Source organism: Gemmatimonadota bacterium (assembly GCA_040388625.1).
GTDB lineage: Bacteria > Gemmatimonadota > Gemmatimonadetes > Gemmatimonadales > Gemmatimonadaceae > Fen-1247.
Map to the genome: position 1 here is coordinate 536502 of JAZKBK010000004.1, position 15497 is coordinate 551998.

Consider the following 15497-nt stretch of genomic DNA (forward strand, 5'->3'; position numbering starts at 1 on the left):
CGCGCTCAGTTCCCCACCAGTTCCATGAGCGACTGGATGATGCGCATGCGCGCATGGATCGGCGGCCGTCCAAGTGGATGCACGTCCGACACCACGCTCACGACCATCTGCGAATCGGTAATCCAGCCCAGGCGGCGGTCCACCTGCATCGTGCCCTCGATTGTTCCGAAGGTTTTCCCCACGGTTCCGGCCCCGTCCTGAGCGTGATCATGCGTGACGGCCCCGTGGAAAGATACGTACGCCACAGCGCCGCGTCCGGCCAGTGAATCCAGACGGAAGGTGGTGCGCACGTCCGCGGTGCTCGGCCCGCTGGTGCTCAGCGGTACCCGCATGTCGCGTACCCACGTATGGCCGACCGCGACCGGATGTGGAGGAAGCATCGACGGCATCTGCGTCCCAACCGAGACGACGTCGCCTGAACCCGCCCCCACGTTCATGCCGCCACTCTCATCCACGCGCAGGCGAACGGTGCGGCCTTCCAGCGCACGCTGAGCCTCGCGAAGCGGTCGCAGTGCAACGTTCGACGGAAAGACCCGCACAGAGTCGGTCACTGAAAGAAGATCCGTGTATCCGTGCGCCCGCTGCAGCACGATCGCCCGCGTCCAGACACGCATTTCCCCCGACATCGTTTCGGGCGGATCGCCCGACTCCATCTCGAATCGCTGCTCCAGCTGCATGCGCAACGTGTCTCCCGCGGGCGGAGCGATCTTCAGCGTAACGGTCTGAGCCAGCAACGGCGCTGCGGTCAGTCCACACACCAGAAAAAGTGGTAACAAGCCACCCACTCCGCGGATCACCGGTCAGGCTCCGTATGGATCGTCGTTCGGTGCGCCGCGAAGCGCGGCCACCTGCGGCCGCTGCTGCACGGACTGCGTGATTCGTTTTGGCAACCGCGCGCGGAAGGTGCCGAGCATGTCCGCTGGTCGCTCCTTGAGAGTCACCGCGAGCGCGCGAAGCACGTCGCCCTCATCGTGCAACCCGATCGCGTCTTCCACAGCCTGCAGCGTGATCGACGAATCGCGCCCACGGAGCGCGCGGTATACGGCCGCTTCCAGCGACACCTCTCCGCCTTGCGGATATTGCTCGGCCCCGAGACGACCAGCCATGACCGCCGGCCGCGGGAACCGCACGAATATCGGCTGGGTGAAATGCGGATGCCGGATCATCAGTTGACCCTTCTCGAGCGTCGCGAGCTTGGTCCGCGTTGCAGGTGAGAGCACCGCGTAACCAGGTGCACTCAACTCGTCCGCATCCATTCTTCCGAACACCGAGGTGCCCGAGTTGCCCACGACTCTGCGATGCACCTGCGACCTGAACTGCTGCGCACTGAACAGCACCAGCCCCAGATACCGCCCTCGCTCGGCGATGTCCAGCAGCATCTTGCGCACGTACGTGTCCGGCCCGTCGCCTGGTGCATACTTGTTCAGCTCGTCGACGAACACCACTACATGCTTCACGCCCAGGTCGCGCCGCTCCAGATGCTCCCGCAGTTTGGACACTACGCGTGCGAAGATCAGATCCTGCGCATCCTCCTCCAGATTCGCGACGTCCACCACGTAAGTCGCGCGATCCTCGAACTCGCCAAAAGGCAGATCGCTCACCGGTCCCGAGTCGGTGACCAGCCCAGCACATCGCACCGATATGTTTGACAGCCGGTTGCGAACCTTGCGGATCGTCGCAACGTGATGAGTGCGCCAGCTTTCCTTGTTGCCGTTCTCGAGTCCGCGCAACACGTCGCGAAACCAGTCTTCCAGATCCGCAAACGACTGCACTACGTGCGGCCGCGTGAGCATTGGATCGGTGAAGGTCTGATCGATCACGCTGCGCGTTATGAAATCGATCAGCGCGTCCGCTTTCGCGTCGATGTCGTCCCGATTGAGCAACACCTCGGCGTACTGCAGCACCTCGCGCAACCCCCACGTGAGCGGAGTCACGTTGTGCGCGAGCGCCTCGTTCGAGCGCAGAGTGTTGAGAGAGAAGCCGCGTGCCGAGTAGGGTGCGTAGTATTGAACGTTCTGAAACGGCCGCGCCGGAACACCCATCTTGTCGTACAGCGCCCTGTCACCGTCATCCAGCTTGCCCGGCAGATCGAGAAAGCAGAGATCCGGCCCCTTCACGTTGAAGCATACCGCGGCAATCGATCCGCGGCTCTCCGGAAAGTGAGCGAACAACGATGCCAGTATCCACTCCACCGCGCTCGTCTTCGTCGCCAGACCCGACACGCCAGTGATGTTCAGATGCGCTGCCTCCGGCCCGACCAGAAAATCCGCGTCGAGAAAGATCGTCGCGTCCGTTCCACCAGCGCGATACACGCCGATCGGAATCCCCGTGTGGCTACCGTCGCGCAGATAACCATCCATCCGCAGCGCAACGTTGACGTCTTCCTCCTGCGCGAGAAACACATCGCCCATCGGCACCGGTTGCAGCGGCTCCTCGGGGATCTGTCGCAATACCGCGGCGCTGTAGAGCCGGATCTCCGACCGCTCTGCAGATGCGAACCCGGCCGATCCCGGCGCACCATCATGCCCCAGCACGTCGTGCATCGGGGTGAGCAGATCGGTGTAGCTGAAACCCTCGGTCACGATTCCGTAGATGTGCGGAATCTGCCCTTCAACCGGCCGGCGTCCATCGACGCGCACTATCGTGCCAATGCCTACCGGCGAATCCAGCGCTGTCCAGAAATGAAACTCGTGCGGCGTGTTGGGCTTCCGCTCCGTCGCGACGACCCTTCCAAGTATTTCGGTCACGCTATGGCTCGTAGAAACTGCTCGCAGTCGCGAATCCCGTATGCCATCCGGTCCCATCGGCCGTCGGGCAATGACAGCGGCGTCACTTCACCCAGCACCCAGCGCGACACTTCATTGGCGCGCTCCGCAACATCATCCGTCGGCGAGACCTCGATACGAACAAGTCCGAACATCGCGTCACGTCCGCGTGGATCGCGCAACCGGAGATACCAGCTGATCACCGGACTCCGCTGCCTGGCCGACAACGTGAACACGGAACTGCGCTCCCCTCGCTTGAGCGACATCACCACGTCCAGCGCATCTCCATCGGCAAACAGAGTCTGATGACTCTTTATGACACCGACCGCACAACTGGCTGCCGCCACACGCCCGCTTCCGCTGATCCCGCCGTCGATGAACAATGGCTCGGAGCCATCGGCACACCATAGCTCAGCGAGCTTGCGCTCGGCGTTGTCGCGATCCCGTCCCACGCGCTCGAACGCGACAGCGCGCAGTGCCGCTGGATGACGCGATACCAGCGCTCCGGTGCCCTCGTCGTGGCTGGTATCGACGATCTCGAATCCGCCCGTCTCTGTCCGACCTTCGCATTTGAGGAGCGTCAATGGCATGTACAACCGTCGCGACATGATCGGTGTGCGATGTCCCCACGTGACGAACCGACGGTTGACGCGAACGCGCACCACTGCCGCCACCGTCCCGTCGACTATCGGAATGCCATTGCGATGACATGCGATTCGCGCACGCTGGATTCCGTCCAGAAAACCCGCGAAGCGAACCTCGGGCTCGCCGGTTATTCGATGCGCACGCAGCCTTTGCCCTTCTATGCACTGCGCCGCTGCGATGCGCGGCGCCTCGTTATACGCGCCAGAGTAACTCTCGTCCGCCGGCGCGTCCGACTGAACTATCTCGACATCCGGGAGCAGGGATTGGATCGCTCGCAGTACGTCAATTGACACCGATGTCCCACGCTTGCTCCAGATCACCCTTCGAGTACACTCGGAATGCCGTCAGGGTCTGTGTCTTCTGCAGACCCGGCGCCGTGGAAACCTCCTCGGTTACCACGCGCGCGACGCTTTCGAAGTCGGGAACCTCCACAAGAGCGACGAGATCCCAGTCGCCACTCACGGAGTACACGCGCGATACCCCTTCAATCCCGGCCAGCTTGGTGGCACATTGCGGGATCCGCTGCGGGTCGGCCCTCACCAGCACGATGGCGGAGATCATCCCATAACATTACCGAGCGAACACCGAATGGAACAGGCCGAGCGCGGCACGGCTTCACGCAGCCAGAACGTCGTCCACTTTCTCCCGAGGACGACCGATGCGCTTGTGCGCGTCATAACGCCCGCTCTCGAGCGCATGGATGCAGCCCAATCCTCCCTCCAGCTCCTCGTCGTGACCCCCGACGCGGAGACGGCTGTCATCGTGGGCGACGTCGTCAGCCGCCTGGCCGGCGCCCAGGGAATCGAGGTCCTCCCGGTCACCTCTGCCAACCGCGCTGCCCGCATGCTCGCCGAGCGTCCGGTCCACGCCGTCGCAGGCCCCGCAATGGAGCTCCAGACCCTCATCCAGCGTTCCGCGATCAAGCTGGATGAACTTCGAACGATCGTTCTAGCGTGGGTAGATGATGAGATGGCAGAAACGCCGGCAGCCTTCGCCGCCCTCGAATCGCTCTTTGGCGAGCTGCCGAAGACCGCCACTCGCGTCATGATCGCCCGCCGCGCCACGCCTGACGCCGAGAAGATCATCGATGCACACCTGAGAACCGCCAGGCGGATGACGCCGCCCGAAGCCGAAGCCGGCGCGGTGCCTCAGATCTCACCAGCAGCACCTTCGGTCCACTACGTGAGCGTCAGCTCTGCCTCGCGTCCCGCGGCACTGCGCAGGCTTCTGGACGAGCTCGACCCGCCCTCGGCTGCGATAGTCGTCCGCGACACGGCGTCCGAAGCAGATGCCGTCCAGACCGTCCGGAGCCTTGGCTACCGCCGCACCGACGATCCGATCAGGATCGCGCGTTACGACGCGATTCCGCCCAGCCACACCGTGATCCTGTACGACGCGCCGGTGATGCCGAGCGAGATCGCGTCCACCACGGCAATCGGTCCCGTTCAGATAGTCGCCCTCGCGACTCCGCGCGACATGATCTCGCTGCACGAGCTGGCGGAATCACTGCTCCCGCTGACACTCGAAGGCCCCGGCTCGGCTGCGCGTTCGCGCGATTCACGGCTGCGCGAGGAGCTGGCGATCGTGCTTTCGCAGGGCGTTGCCACGCGCGAGATGCTGGCGCTGGAACCGTTGCTCGACCGTTACGACGGAATCGAGATCGCCGCGGCGGCAGTAAGGTTGCTCGACGTCGAGCGCACACGCAGTGCCTCCGCGCCTCGCCAGCTGCGGCTCGTGGCAGCGGACTCCACGTCCGCGCAGTCGCGTGAGAATCGTGGCGGTGAGCGCGGCTCGCGCCCGCCACGCGAGCGTGAATTTCGCGGACCGCCGCATGGTGGTCCACGCCCGGAACGTAGTGAGCGCAAGGAATGGACGCCACGTCAACCGCGCGAGGGAGGAAGCGCGCACGCCGGCAGCGATCGCCGCGAGCGCAACCTTGGCCGCGGTCCCCGTTCTGGCGGAGCGGGTCGCGACGATCGCGGTCGCCCGAGCGGTCCTCCACGTCGTCCACGGCCCTCCGAGCGGTAACGCGGAGTGAGTGTCGCATACCAGCACACCGGCGGCTGGATCGAGGTAGTCGCCGGCGTCATGTTCAGTGGCAAGAGCGAGGAGCTCATTCGCCGTATCCGGCGCGCACTCATCGCGCGAAAGCGCGTCCAGGTGTTCAAGTCGCGCCTGGACGAGCGCTACGCCGGCATCAATGCTGTCTCGAGCCACGACGGGCGGACGGTGGAGGCGATTCCTGTCGACACGGCTGCACAGATCGCACAACGATTGGATCCCACCGCGCAGGTGATCGGGATAGATGAAGCGCAGTTTCTCGATCCGGGAATCATCACACTCGTCACGACGCTCGCTGACACCGGACGGCGCGTGATAATTGCCGGCACCGACACCGACTTTCGTGGCGAGCCGTTTGGCGCCATGCCGCAGCTCATGGCGATCGCCGAGAGCGTGGACAAGCTACACGCGATCTGTGTGCTCTGCGGCGGACCCGCAACACGCAATCAGCGACTTATTGACGGGAAGCCCGCGCCGTACGAGAGTCCACAGATCATGGTCGGCGCAGCGGACCGGTACGAAGCACGGTGCAGGATGTGCCATAGCGTGCCGCGGCTGGACGCCGCGCAGGTGCGCATGTTCTGACGCTCCTCGGAGCCGATCTCGAACCGGCGCAATTGGTCGCGGTGCCAGGACGTTGCCGGCCGTACGATCGCGACGGTCGTTGACGAACAGCACCAAACAAGAACGGCCCCGGTATCAACCGGGGCCGTTCTGCACTGTCACGCTTTGCGATAACTAGGGTGTCAGCGAGTTGTACAGCGCCGCCACGTCGAAGCCAGCCGGATCGATTTCGTAATATCTGTTATCCGTGTACCGCCCTGTCGTCGGGAAGTAGGGTGGCGGATTGTACAGCGCGCACTTGTCGTAGCTGTAACGCTTCGCGAAACCCGTTCCGTCGGAAAGCCCGACAGCGCCGCGTTGCTTCTGGATTATTCCGCCCGTGAGATAGAGACATCCACGGCCGTTGTTGGTTCCTTCACAATCGTTCGCGTTGTTCGGTCCAGAACTGTAATTCTCGGCGCCGAACGCAGTGTTGAGCGCCATCATGACACCCTGTACGAACACGTCCTTTGTATCGTCCATGTTCTTGTAGCCAACGCCGTAAACGTTCAACGGATCCTGCTCTGCATTGTCGGCGACCAGAATGTCGTTGCCGGAGATAATTCCGAGCATGTCCGCCGTGCAGTTGTTGAGCGACGGATCCGTCACGTATTTCGTATCGCGCAGAATGGCGACGTTACCGGTCGCGTACAGCGTGACGCGCCCACGAAGCGTGCCGCTGATTCCGGTAGTCCCAGCGACGTAGATCACGCCCTTCGTGCCGGGATTGAGCCCACGGTAGAGCGGGTACAGATACTGTGCCTCCGCCGGGTACAAGGCCGTCAGCTGAGGAGCGACGGCGCCTGTGTAGGGTTTCCAGTAACCCATCGGGTTGGTCGTCACTCCCGCATAGAACGTCGTACTATCACCGGCAACTTTCTGAACGAGAGCGAGGAGTTGTGCTGTCGTCATCGTGTTCACGCCCGCCGTGTCGACCTTGAACTGTGGGTCGTACCGGTAGCTCGCCGCGTGCAGATTCGGATCACCGCCCAGATAGCACCGCGCAGTCGGCTGCGACAGCACGGCCTTCTCACGGGTCGATGCAGTGGTGCTGGTCAGCGACGCAATCGATGGGCCTGTGTAGCCGCCGCCGGAATATCTTCCCGATGCCGTAAGTGCCCGTGAGAACCATTTCGCGGTGTCTTCTGAAATCGGCACGAATGCCGGACGAGCGGATGAGCCGAGAGCGGTACCTGCGGTCGTAAAGATGTAAGTCGCGCCGCAGTTGGCCTCGGTCGAGTCTCCACGCACCCATGGCGCGGTCTTGCCGTAGTAAACCCGGAAAAATCCGTCGTCAGCGCCGTTGATCGGCAATCCGGCGACTCCGCCGGTTCCGCCGTTGTACGGGCGCGCGACGAACTCGATACGCATCAGCGTCTTGTCGACCGTGTTGGAGTTGGGCGCAGTGAAGTTGAAGCCACCCGACGATGCATATCCCGAAAGCGAGCTGAGCGCCGTGTTGTTGGGAAGCGCGATCGGTTTCTGGTTGGCAGAATAACCCACATCGAACGTTCCGTAGCCGGCGCCAAGTACTGCACCAGCCGTTCCTACTGTACCGTGAAAACGCGCGCCGCCGGACCCGATGTTGAGATTGTCATTGGACCAGACGGGGCCCCACAGTTGATCGTTGTTGTTGAAATAGATTATGGAGCCGTTGTTCGTTTCCTGGTTGGACCAGTAGGCAAACTTCGCGAAGCTCTCTTGTGCGAGCTCGAGTCGGCGCACAACCTGCGCACCACTCTGATTCTTCGCGACCGCCACGACGCTCACGAACCGTCCAAACTGCCCGGTATTCGAGCTGGTCGGTCCCAGATACATGCTCACCGTAATTCCCGGGACAACCTTGCCGTCCGCGCCAAGTATTGTCGCATTGCTGGTGACAGTGGTGTAGCCCGAGTCCGGCGCAGCGTACGGGTCGAAATTAAGAGTGCTCTTCCCCATCGCGAGCACTGCCTCGGCAGCGTAACGCAAGTCACGCTCCTGATCGTACGAGTTCGCGAGTATCTGTTCGTTGCCGCCGAGGTAGATCGCCGACGTCGCGAGGCTCGCCAGCGACAGCGTGAGCACGAGTGTCAATATCAACGCGGAGCCGCGGCGCTCGACGCCGGGTCTCATCGTGCGCCTACTCTTCCACGCGCGGTACTTGACCGCTATTTGCGTAAGGTGCTTGGCGTACATTCTTCCCCCGATTATGGAACAGTTACCTGATTACTCGCCGCAATTGGAGAGAACTGGCCGCCGCAATCTTCAGCAGCCACTCCGTAGACCCACGTGTTGGTACTCGACACCTGCGTGTCTGTGAACGTGTAGGTCGGCTGTCCAGCTGGTATCGAGGCGAGCGGATCTGCAAACACGTCGCCTACCAGGCGTCGATAGATGACGTACTTCTCCACATCCTTCTCGCCACCGCCGTCATCTGTCGCACGACCCCAGCTCAGTACTACCTGATTGGATGTTGGCGCGACAGCAGTCACTGACTGCCCAAAGACCGGCGCGTCGCCGCATGTCGCGTGATTCAACAGACCGGCATTGAGCAACCGGATCGATGCATCCGCCGGCCGTTGAGTCTTGGTTCCGTCGCGCTCGATGAAGCTGCCAATCAAATGAACCTTCACAAAGCGAATCTCGTCGGTGAGGGCCGATGATCCGGTGTCCGCCGGCGACCCGTGTATGGGAACGTGAATCGCCGGCAGCGACGACGCCGGAACGTCGACGACGGCACCAGCAGCGTTGATTATCTGATACGTAAACGGAGGCGTGAGGGGATCGAGTATCATCCCGCGCGCCAGCGTGTCGATCGGCATCGCGTTCACGCGCCGAAACAGCGCGTACCGGCCGCTCGAACCCGGACTGTTGTCCGGTGCGACCCAGAAGGAAATGGTTTCCGCAGCGCTCGGCGGTCCGCCACGAAAGTACGACGTCGTCGGCCACACGGTCGACGAGACCGGTAGCGTGATCTGATGCGCCGGCGTCATGCTCATCGTCGAGCCGGCCGGAAGATCGGGATCGTAGTACACCGCGCCGAACGCGCCGCCTTCGGCTGCCGTATCGCGCGCCGCATAGTCGGCGTCGAACGTCACGGCGAATGGATCGGCCTGCACGAGCAGCGGTTGCTGATCGGAAACCCCGGCACCGGCAACGCGTATTTGCCGCTCCATCGTCGAGATGGCAAAGCGCACGTTCTGCTGAGCGTCGGATCGTCCAGCGGTGCTGCCCATTGCCTGCACCTGTGAGCGGAAGAGCGGAACGGCCATAGCGAACACCAACAGCAGAATGGTGATCGACAGCATGACTTCAAGCAGCGTGAATCCGCTGCGCCTCCGTCCCGCACGGTGAGCCGCGCTCGAGCTCGCGGCGAAGGTCATCACATTCATGTCAGAACGCGGCTATCATCGTCGTACGCTTGATCGGCGTGCCGAGTCTGGGATTGGAGACGGTTACGGTAATCGTCTTGTAGTCGTAGAGATCGCTCGACCCGCCACCCGTGTGCGTGACCTGCGTCTTCCGCGTGTAGCCGACATATGGTGTCGCGAGTGCCACGGTACCAGGATAGAGCGTGTCGATCGCAGTGTAACGCGGCGCGTTCTTGATTTCTTCGAGCCGTTGGGAGGCGAGCTCATTCGCGGTGTTCTTGACGTCGCTGACGGCGGCGATGCGCGCGAATTTGCCCATGAAGCTCGCAATGCTGAGCATCGCGGTGGCGAGAATCGTCACTGCGATCATGACTTCGACCAGCGTCATTCCCTTTCGTACGCCCTTGATCATAGTCCCGCTCCTATCCAGGTGCTCCCGTTGTAGCGGTACGACTGCACGCGCCCCGTTGCCTGTCGAACGTGAATCGCGCGCATGTCCGACTTGTTGATTCGATAAGACGACAGATACAGCTCCAGCTCACTGCTCACCGCACCGTCACGATGGTAGTAGACGGTCGGGTAGTTGTCACGACTGGCAAGGCTGCTGCCGACCACGGATGCACTGGCGCTGAGCTGCACTCCAGCGGGTGGTAGAATGAAACGAGTCCCATCCTCGAGTTGCGTCCAGCGAACGGTCTCTCCGGGGTCAACCTGATGATTGTCGTTTGCGTCGTAAACCACGCGTATGCGTCGCCCGGTTGTATCGAAGCTGACCATGACGTCGGTCTGACGCACGATCGCGACTCGCTGGGCCTGCTGAAGCGCGATCTGCACCGTACGCATGCCCGTATCCGCGTCGAATTGTGCGGCCTTGAGGCGTGGCAAAGCGAGTGCGGCCAGAATGCCCACGATGGACACCACGATCAACATCTCGATTAGCGTGAATCCCGCGCGAACGGTTTTCGCCATACTGAGAAGGTAGGGTTATGAGGTCGCGTGAGTCGTCACGCTGCCGGACGGTCTTGTCACTAAATGCGAGTATCGGCGTCCATAGTGACAACCAAAGCATCTGAAAACATCTACGTGAGCGTCATCGTCACTCTGACGAGCCATCCAGGGCGCCTTGCCCGGATCAGGTCCGCCGCGCGCGACAGCCACACGGTTATCGCCTGCGACAGCTGGGAACAGATTTTTTCCACATGCCGTGACCGGATGGTTCACGCCGCGGTTCTGGACCTCGAAATAGCAGCATCGCCGAGCTTCGACCCCATCCGCCGGTTCAAACGCATGAATCCGACGGTTGCGCTCATCGGATACACGACTTGCACCCTTGAAAGGGTACATCACATTTTTGACGCAGGACGCTACGGCTTCGAGGCCCTCGTCATCGCCGACATCGACGACGGGCCGTCGGCATTCTCACGCGCAATCGAGAGAGCCTCGGCGCGGGGTGTCGCGGGAATGGTGAGGAACAACCTGGCGCCAGCCGTCGATCCGATGGCCACGGACGCCTTGCTGACAGCGATCACCAGAGCCCATGAGCGACTAACGCCGGCGAGCCTGGCGCAGGAAATGGGGGTGGGCGGCCGACGACTCTCGCGCGCACTCGCCGCATCGGGATATCCGTCGGCGCACAAGCTCATCATGTGGGGAAGGCTCATCGTTGCGGCGGCGCTCATGGACGGAACGCGCCACAGCAGCGACCGGATCGCGCTCACCTTGCGCTTTCCATCGGGCAGCGCGTTCCGCAACAACTGTCGGCGTTACCTGGGAGCCACCCCGTCGGAAATCCGTGCGCGCGGCGGTGCGACTCTGGTTTTCAGCCTGCTGCGCGATGGAATTGCGGCGAACCGTCGGTCTTCGGACCTGTAGCAGCCCGACGTCCCGCAGAGGCTCATCCGCCCCCGATATGGCGGCGCCAACAGTTTTCAGTTTACAAGCGTGAGTCCGTTCATACTTTAGTTGGTGATGCTATACATAGGCTTGACTGGCAACATTGCCAGCGGAAAGTCCGAGGTTGCGGCCCGATTCGCGCGGCACGGGGCGACCATAGTGGACGCGGACGTTCTGGCTCGTGACGCGGTCGCGGTTGGTTCGCCGGCGTTCGAGCGCGTCGTCGCTCGTTGGGGCAAGGGAATTCTGGCGCCTGATGGAACGCTCGACCGGGAGGCATTGAGGCATACCGTCTTCGCCGACCCGGCCCAGCTGGAAGAGTTGAACGCGATAGTCCATCCCGGCGTCAACAAGCTGCGCCGGAAGATGGTGGCCGAGGCGCGAAAGCGCGGCGACGCGGTGCTTATCTATGTGGTGCCGCTGTTGTTCGAGCGACGGCTTGCAGGCGAGTTCGATCAGATCATCCTGGTCGATGCGCCACAGGTCCTGCGGTTGAAGCGGCTCGTGGAGCTGCGCGGGATATCACCCGAAGACGCCGCCAATATGATCTCCGCTCAGATGCCCGCCGAGCTCAAGCGGGCGCGCGCGAACTTCGTAATCGAGAATGATGGTTCGCTCGAGCAGCTGGACGAGCAAGTGATGGACGTGTGGTCGCGGTTGACAGCCTCCGGCGCCCGGCCTAGCTTGGCGGTCTGAGCGGCGCGCGGCGCCGTTCCCCCCATTACGCTCCATATCGAGGCATTGACGCGTGGCCAACGTTCCCGGCGACCTGCTTTACACGGCTGAGCATGAATACATTCGCGATCGCGGCGACGGCATCGTCGAGGTCGGCATCACCGACTACGCTCAGGGCGAGCTCGGCGACGTCGTTTATCTCGAGCTGCCGAAGGTTGGTACGTCCTTCGCCAGGCATGACGTGTTCGGGACGATCGAGGCGGTGAAGGCTGTTTCGGAGCTGTTCGCCCCGCTGGCTGGTGAGGTCACGGAAGTGAATACCAGGCTGGATGGCGAGCCGGCGATCGTGAATAGCGATCCCTTCGGCGAGGGCTGGATGATCCGGTTGAAGGTCAAGGATCCGGACGAGATGGCTACGCTGCTAAAGCCTGACGCCTACAGCTCGCAGATAGGCTGAACTGAAGGTCGTCGTCCCCGCGAAAGCAGGGACGACGACACTCGCCACGATCGGACTCAGCTCACGTACGAATCCGTCGGCGGGCAGGAACAGATGAGATTGCGATCGCCGTAGGCCGACTCGATGCGCGCGGTAGCAGGCCAGAACTTGGATTCCCGCACCCACGGTGCGGGATAGGCTGCCTGGCTGCGGGGATACGGATGGGTCCACTCGTCGGCCGTGATGCGCGCGGCGGTGTGTGGGGCGTTCTTCAATAGATTGTCGGCGCGATCAGCCGTGCCGGTCTCGATCGCTCGAATTTCCTCACGAATCGCGATCATTGCGTCGCAGAAGCGATCCAGCTCGGCTTTGGACTCGCTCTCAGTTGGCTCGATCATCATCGTGCCGGCAACTGGGAACGAGACCGTAGGCGCGTGGAAGCCGTAGTCCATCAACCGCTTTGCAATGTCCTCGACGTCGACGCCGCTCGTCGCCTTCACGACACGCGTGTCGATGATGCACTCGTGCGCGACGGTGCCGTTCTGTCCGCGGTACAGCACGGGGTAGTGTGGCTCGAGCCGCTTCGCCATGTAGTTGGCATTCAATATTGCAATCTTGGTCGCCTCGACGAGTCCATCCGGGCCCATCATGCGGATGTACGCATACGATATGGGCAAAATGCTGGCGCTTCCCCACGGCGCTTCGGAAACCGCTCCAACAGTCTCGCGGCCGGGTTGATCGATGACCGGATGACCGGGCAGGAATGGTGCGAGATGCGACGCTACACAGATGGGACCCATGCCAGGTCCGCCGCCGCCGTGCGGAATGCAGAAGGTCTTGTGCAGGTTGAGGTGGCAGACGTCGGCGCCGACGTCGCCCGGACGGCACAGGCCGACCATCGCGTTCATATTGGCGCCATCCATGTAAACCTGGCCACCGTTCGCATGAATGATCGCGCAGATGTCCGAAATCGTCTCTTCGAAAACACCGTGCGTCGACGGATACGTGACCATGAGCGCAGCGAGATCGGCGCGGTGTGCTTCCGCCTTGTCGCGCAGATCGGCGACGTCGATGTTGCCGGACGGATCGGTCTTCACCACGACGACCGTCATGCCGGCCATCACCGCACTCGCCGGATTGGTGCCATGCGCAGATTGAGGAATGAGGCAGATCTTTCGATGTGCTTCGCCGCGTGACTCGTGGTAACCCGCAATGGCGAGCAGTCCCGAGTATTCGCCCTGCGATCCGGCGTTGGGCTCCAGCGATACGGCGGTGAAGCCGGTGATCTCGGCAAGATCGGCTTCGAGCTCGCGGAACAGCTGCGCGTAGCCAGCAGTCTGATCCACCGGCGCAAAGGGATGGATCTTGTTGAACAGCGGCCACGTGATGGGCATCATCTCCGCGGTCGCGTTGAGTTTCATGGTGCAGGAGCCGAGCGGAATCATCGAATGCACGAGCGAAAGATCGCGCGCCTGCAGGCGATAGATGTAGCGCAGAAGCTCGGTCTCGGAGTGGTACTTATTGAATACCGGATGCGTGAGGAATGCCGATGTGCGACGGAAGCGCTCATCGTAGCGCGGATCGGAAGCAGCCAGCAGTTCGTCGAAGTTGGTGTCGGTCGCGGAGGAACCGCTGAGCAGCTTGAGAATATCCACCACGTCGGCCAGACTCGTAGTCTCATCCAGCGAGATGCCTATTTCGTTATCACCGAGACGGCGAAAGTTGATGCGCGATTCGACAGCGCGCGTCATCACGTCCTGGACCTTCCCTGCACCGAGGTCGACGCGAAGCGTGTCGAAGTAGTCTTCGTGCACGATGCGCAAGCCGAGTCTACGAATTCCTTCCGCGAGTGCGGCCGTGAGCTGGTGGACGCGTTTGGCAATGCGCTCGAGTCCCTCCGGACCGTGATACACCGCGTACATGCTTGCGACGACTGCTAGCAGGACCTGCGCAGTGCAGATGTTGCTGGTTGCCTTCTCGCGGCGAATGTGTTGCTCGCGTGTCTGCAACGCCATGCGAAGTGCGGGCGCTCCGTCCGCGTCGCGCGAAACGCCGATGATGCGACCTGGGATCTGGCGCTTGTACTCGTCGCGTGTCGCGAGGAAGCCGGCGTGGGGACCGCCGTAGCCGAGCGGAACGCCGAATCGCTGGGTGTTGCCCACGACGATGTCGGCACCCCACTCTCCTGGCGGCGACAGCAGCACCAGGCTGAGCAGGTCGGCGGCGACGGTTACGAGCGCATCGTGCGCGTGAGCGTCGTCACAGATCGACGAATAGTCGCGGATGGCCCCGTCCGTGGCCGGGTACTGTACGAGTGCGCCGAACACCTGTGGACCGAACTCGAACTTGTCATACGGAAGGACGTGTACCGTGAGGCCGCGAGCCGCTGCGCGGGTCTGGACCACGCTGATGGTTTGCGGATGGCAGTCGTCCGCAACGAGGAATACCTCCTTCCCTCCCTTGCCGGCGAGGGCATGGGCGAGCCCCATCGCCTCGGCAGCCGCGGTGGACTCATCGAGCAACGAGGCGTTGGCAATGGGGAGTCCGGTCAGGTCAGCCACCATGGTCTGGAAGTTCAGCAAGGCTTCCAGGCGCCCCTGGGCAATTTCGGCCTGATATGGCGTGTAGGCAGTGTACCAGGCTGGGCTTTCTACGATGTTGCGCTGGATGACCGGCGGAGTGACGCAGTCCGAGAAGCCCATGCCGATGTACGACCTGAAGAGCTTGTTGCGGGCGGCGATGCATCGGAGCAGCGCCAGCGTTTCCGCTTCGGTCCTGGCCGCCGGGATCGAGAGCTGGCTCCGGAACCTGATTCGCTCTGGAACGGTCGCATCTATCAGGGAGTCGAGGCTGTCGTAGCCGAGTGTGGAGAGCATCTCGGATACTTCGGCCGGCGTCGGGCCGATGTGGCGGGGTGCAAATTGATCAGCGCTTTCGAGCGCGGAGGGAGCCTGAACGGAAGCCATCTATCGAGAGATTGGATTGTGCGGCGACGGCGGCATTGGGCGCCGAGGAGGGCTCTCTGCGAGAGCGCCTTCAGCCCGTAAATTTAATCGTCTGTAGCAG

14 protein-coding genes are annotated in these 15497 nt (G+C 62.5%); 5 read left to right on the top strand and 9 right to left on the bottom strand.

The window, feature by feature from the left end; genetic code table 11:
- Positions 1 to 5: 5 nt before the first annotated feature.
- From V4529_11085 to V4529_11100, 4 genes are read right to left on the bottom strand one after another with little or no spacing between them, the layout of a single operon-like run.
- Complete coding sequence (locus tag V4529_11085; protein ID MES2358866.1) at positions 6 to 776, bottom strand: hypothetical protein; 771 nt, start codon at positions 774 to 776, stop codon at positions 6 to 8.
- Between the two features lie 24 nt (positions 777 to 800).
- The gene (locus tag V4529_11090) at positions 801 to 2747 is read right to left on the bottom strand and encodes an ATP-binding protein (GenBank protein MES2358867.1); all 1947 of its coding nucleotides are present in this window, start codon (positions 2745 to 2747) and stop codon (positions 801 to 803) included.
- On the bottom strand, positions 2744 to 3703 hold the full coding sequence (locus V4529_11095; protein MES2358868.1) for a hypothetical protein: 960 nt from the start codon (positions 3701 to 3703) through the stop codon (positions 2744 to 2746). The genes V4529_11090 and V4529_11095 overlap by 4 nt, the downstream gene beginning before the upstream one ends.
- Positions 3693 to 3971, bottom strand: a complete 279-nt coding sequence (locus V4529_11100) for an Lrp/AsnC ligand binding domain-containing protein (protein ID MES2358869.1) — start codon at positions 3969 to 3971, stop codon at positions 3693 to 3695. Before V4529_11100 ends, V4529_11095 begins: the two co-directional genes overlap by 11 nt.
- 27 nt (positions 3972 to 3998) lie before the next feature.
- Here V4529_11100 and V4529_11105 point away from each other — a divergent pair, with 27 nt between their 5' ends.
- Both V4529_11105 and V4529_11110 read left to right on the top strand, forming a co-directional pair.
- The gene (locus V4529_11105; GenBank protein ID MES2358870.1) at positions 3999 to 5438 is read left to right on the top strand and encodes a hypothetical protein; all 1440 of its coding nucleotides are present in this window, start codon (positions 3999 to 4001) and stop codon (positions 5436 to 5438) included.
- 6 nt (positions 5439 to 5444) lie between these two features.
- Entirely contained in the window at positions 5445 to 6056 is a 612-nt protein-coding gene (locus V4529_11110; GenBank protein MES2358871.1) for a thymidine kinase, read from the top strand.
- A gap of 153 nt (positions 6057 to 6209) precedes the next feature.
- On the opposite strand, the gene V4529_11115 is transcribed toward V4529_11110, so the two are convergent.
- The 4 genes from V4529_11115 to V4529_11130 are packed head-to-tail and all read right to left on the bottom strand — an operon-like array spanning position 6210 to position 10396.
- A complete protein-coding gene (locus tag V4529_11115; GenBank protein ID MES2358872.1) occupies positions 6210 to 8252 on the bottom strand; it encodes a hypothetical protein in 2043 nt (680 codons plus the stop codon).
- Positions 8253 to 8263: 11 nt separating this feature from the next.
- Positions 8264 to 9439 carry a type II secretion system protein gene (locus tag V4529_11120; protein MES2358873.1) on the bottom strand — a complete coding sequence of 392 codons (1176 nt, stop codon included), beginning with the start codon at positions 9437 to 9439 and terminating at the stop codon, positions 8264 to 8266.
- A gap of 10 nt (positions 9440 to 9449) precedes the next feature.
- Positions 9450 to 9839, bottom strand: a complete 390-nt coding sequence (locus tag V4529_11125) for a prepilin-type N-terminal cleavage/methylation domain-containing protein (protein MES2358874.1) — start codon at positions 9837 to 9839, stop codon at positions 9450 to 9452.
- Positions 9836 to 10396 (bottom strand): type II secretion system protein, encoded by a 561-nt coding sequence (locus V4529_11130; protein MES2358875.1) that lies wholly within the window; start codon positions 10394 to 10396, stop codon positions 9836 to 9838. The genes V4529_11125 and V4529_11130 overlap by 4 nt, the downstream gene beginning before the upstream one ends.
- Before the next feature lie 84 nt (positions 10397 to 10480).
- Between V4529_11130 and V4529_11135 the strand changes: the two genes are divergently transcribed.
- From V4529_11135 to gcvH, 3 genes are all read left to right on the top strand, one after another.
- The gene (locus V4529_11135; protein ID MES2358876.1) at positions 10481 to 11299 is read left to right on the top strand and encodes a helix-turn-helix domain-containing protein; all 819 of its coding nucleotides are present in this window, start codon (positions 10481 to 10483) and stop codon (positions 11297 to 11299) included.
- Between the two features lie 96 nt (positions 11300 to 11395).
- On the top strand, positions 11396 to 12016 hold the full coding sequence (coaE, locus tag V4529_11140; protein ID MES2358877.1) for a dephospho-CoA kinase: 621 nt from the start codon (positions 11396 to 11398) through the stop codon (positions 12014 to 12016).
- A gap of 52 nt (positions 12017 to 12068) precedes the next feature.
- Positions 12069 to 12452, top strand: a complete 384-nt coding sequence (gene gcvH / locus V4529_11145; GenBank protein ID MES2358878.1) for a glycine cleavage system protein GcvH — start codon at positions 12069 to 12071, stop codon at positions 12450 to 12452.
- Between the two features lie 56 nt (positions 12453 to 12508).
- Here gcvH and gcvP read toward each other — a convergent pair whose 3' ends face one another.
- Positions 12509 to 15397 carry an aminomethyl-transferring glycine dehydrogenase gene (gene gcvP / locus V4529_11150; GenBank protein MES2358879.1) on the bottom strand — a complete coding sequence of 963 codons (2889 nt, stop codon included), beginning with the start codon at positions 15395 to 15397 and terminating at the stop codon, positions 12509 to 12511.
- Between the last annotated feature and the right edge of the window lie 100 nt (positions 15398 to 15497).

Bases quoted from the DNA above. Each gene is read 5' to 3' on its own strand.
- V4529_11100 (MES2358869.1), bottom strand. From the start codon at position 3,971: ATGATCTCCGCCATCGTGCTGGTGAGGGCCGACCCGCAGCGGATCCCG.
- V4529_11105 (MES2358870.1), top strand. From the start codon at position 3,999: ATGGAACAGGCCGAGCGCGGCACGGCTTCACGCAGCCAGAACGTCGTC.
- V4529_11115 (MES2358872.1), bottom strand. From the start codon at position 8,252: ATGTACGCCAAGCACCTTACGCAAATAGCGGTCAAGTACCGCGCGTGG.
- V4529_11120 (MES2358873.1), bottom strand. From the start codon at position 9,439: ATGACCTTCGCCGCGAGCTCGAGCGCGGCTCACCGTGCGGGACGGAGG.
- V4529_11125 (MES2358874.1), bottom strand. From the start codon at position 9,839: ATGATCAAGGGCGTACGAAAGGGAATGACGCTGGTCGAAGTCATGATC.
- V4529_11130 (MES2358875.1), bottom strand. From the start codon at position 10,396: ATGGCGAAAACCGTTCGCGCGGGATTCACGCTAATCGAGATGTTGATC.
- coaE (MES2358877.1), top strand. From the start codon at position 11,396: ATGCTATACATAGGCTTGACTGGCAACATTGCCAGCGGAAAGTCCGAG.
- gcvP (MES2358879.1), bottom strand. From the start codon at position 15,397: ATGGCTTCCGTTCAGGCTCCCTCCGCGCTCGAAAGCGCTGATCAATTT.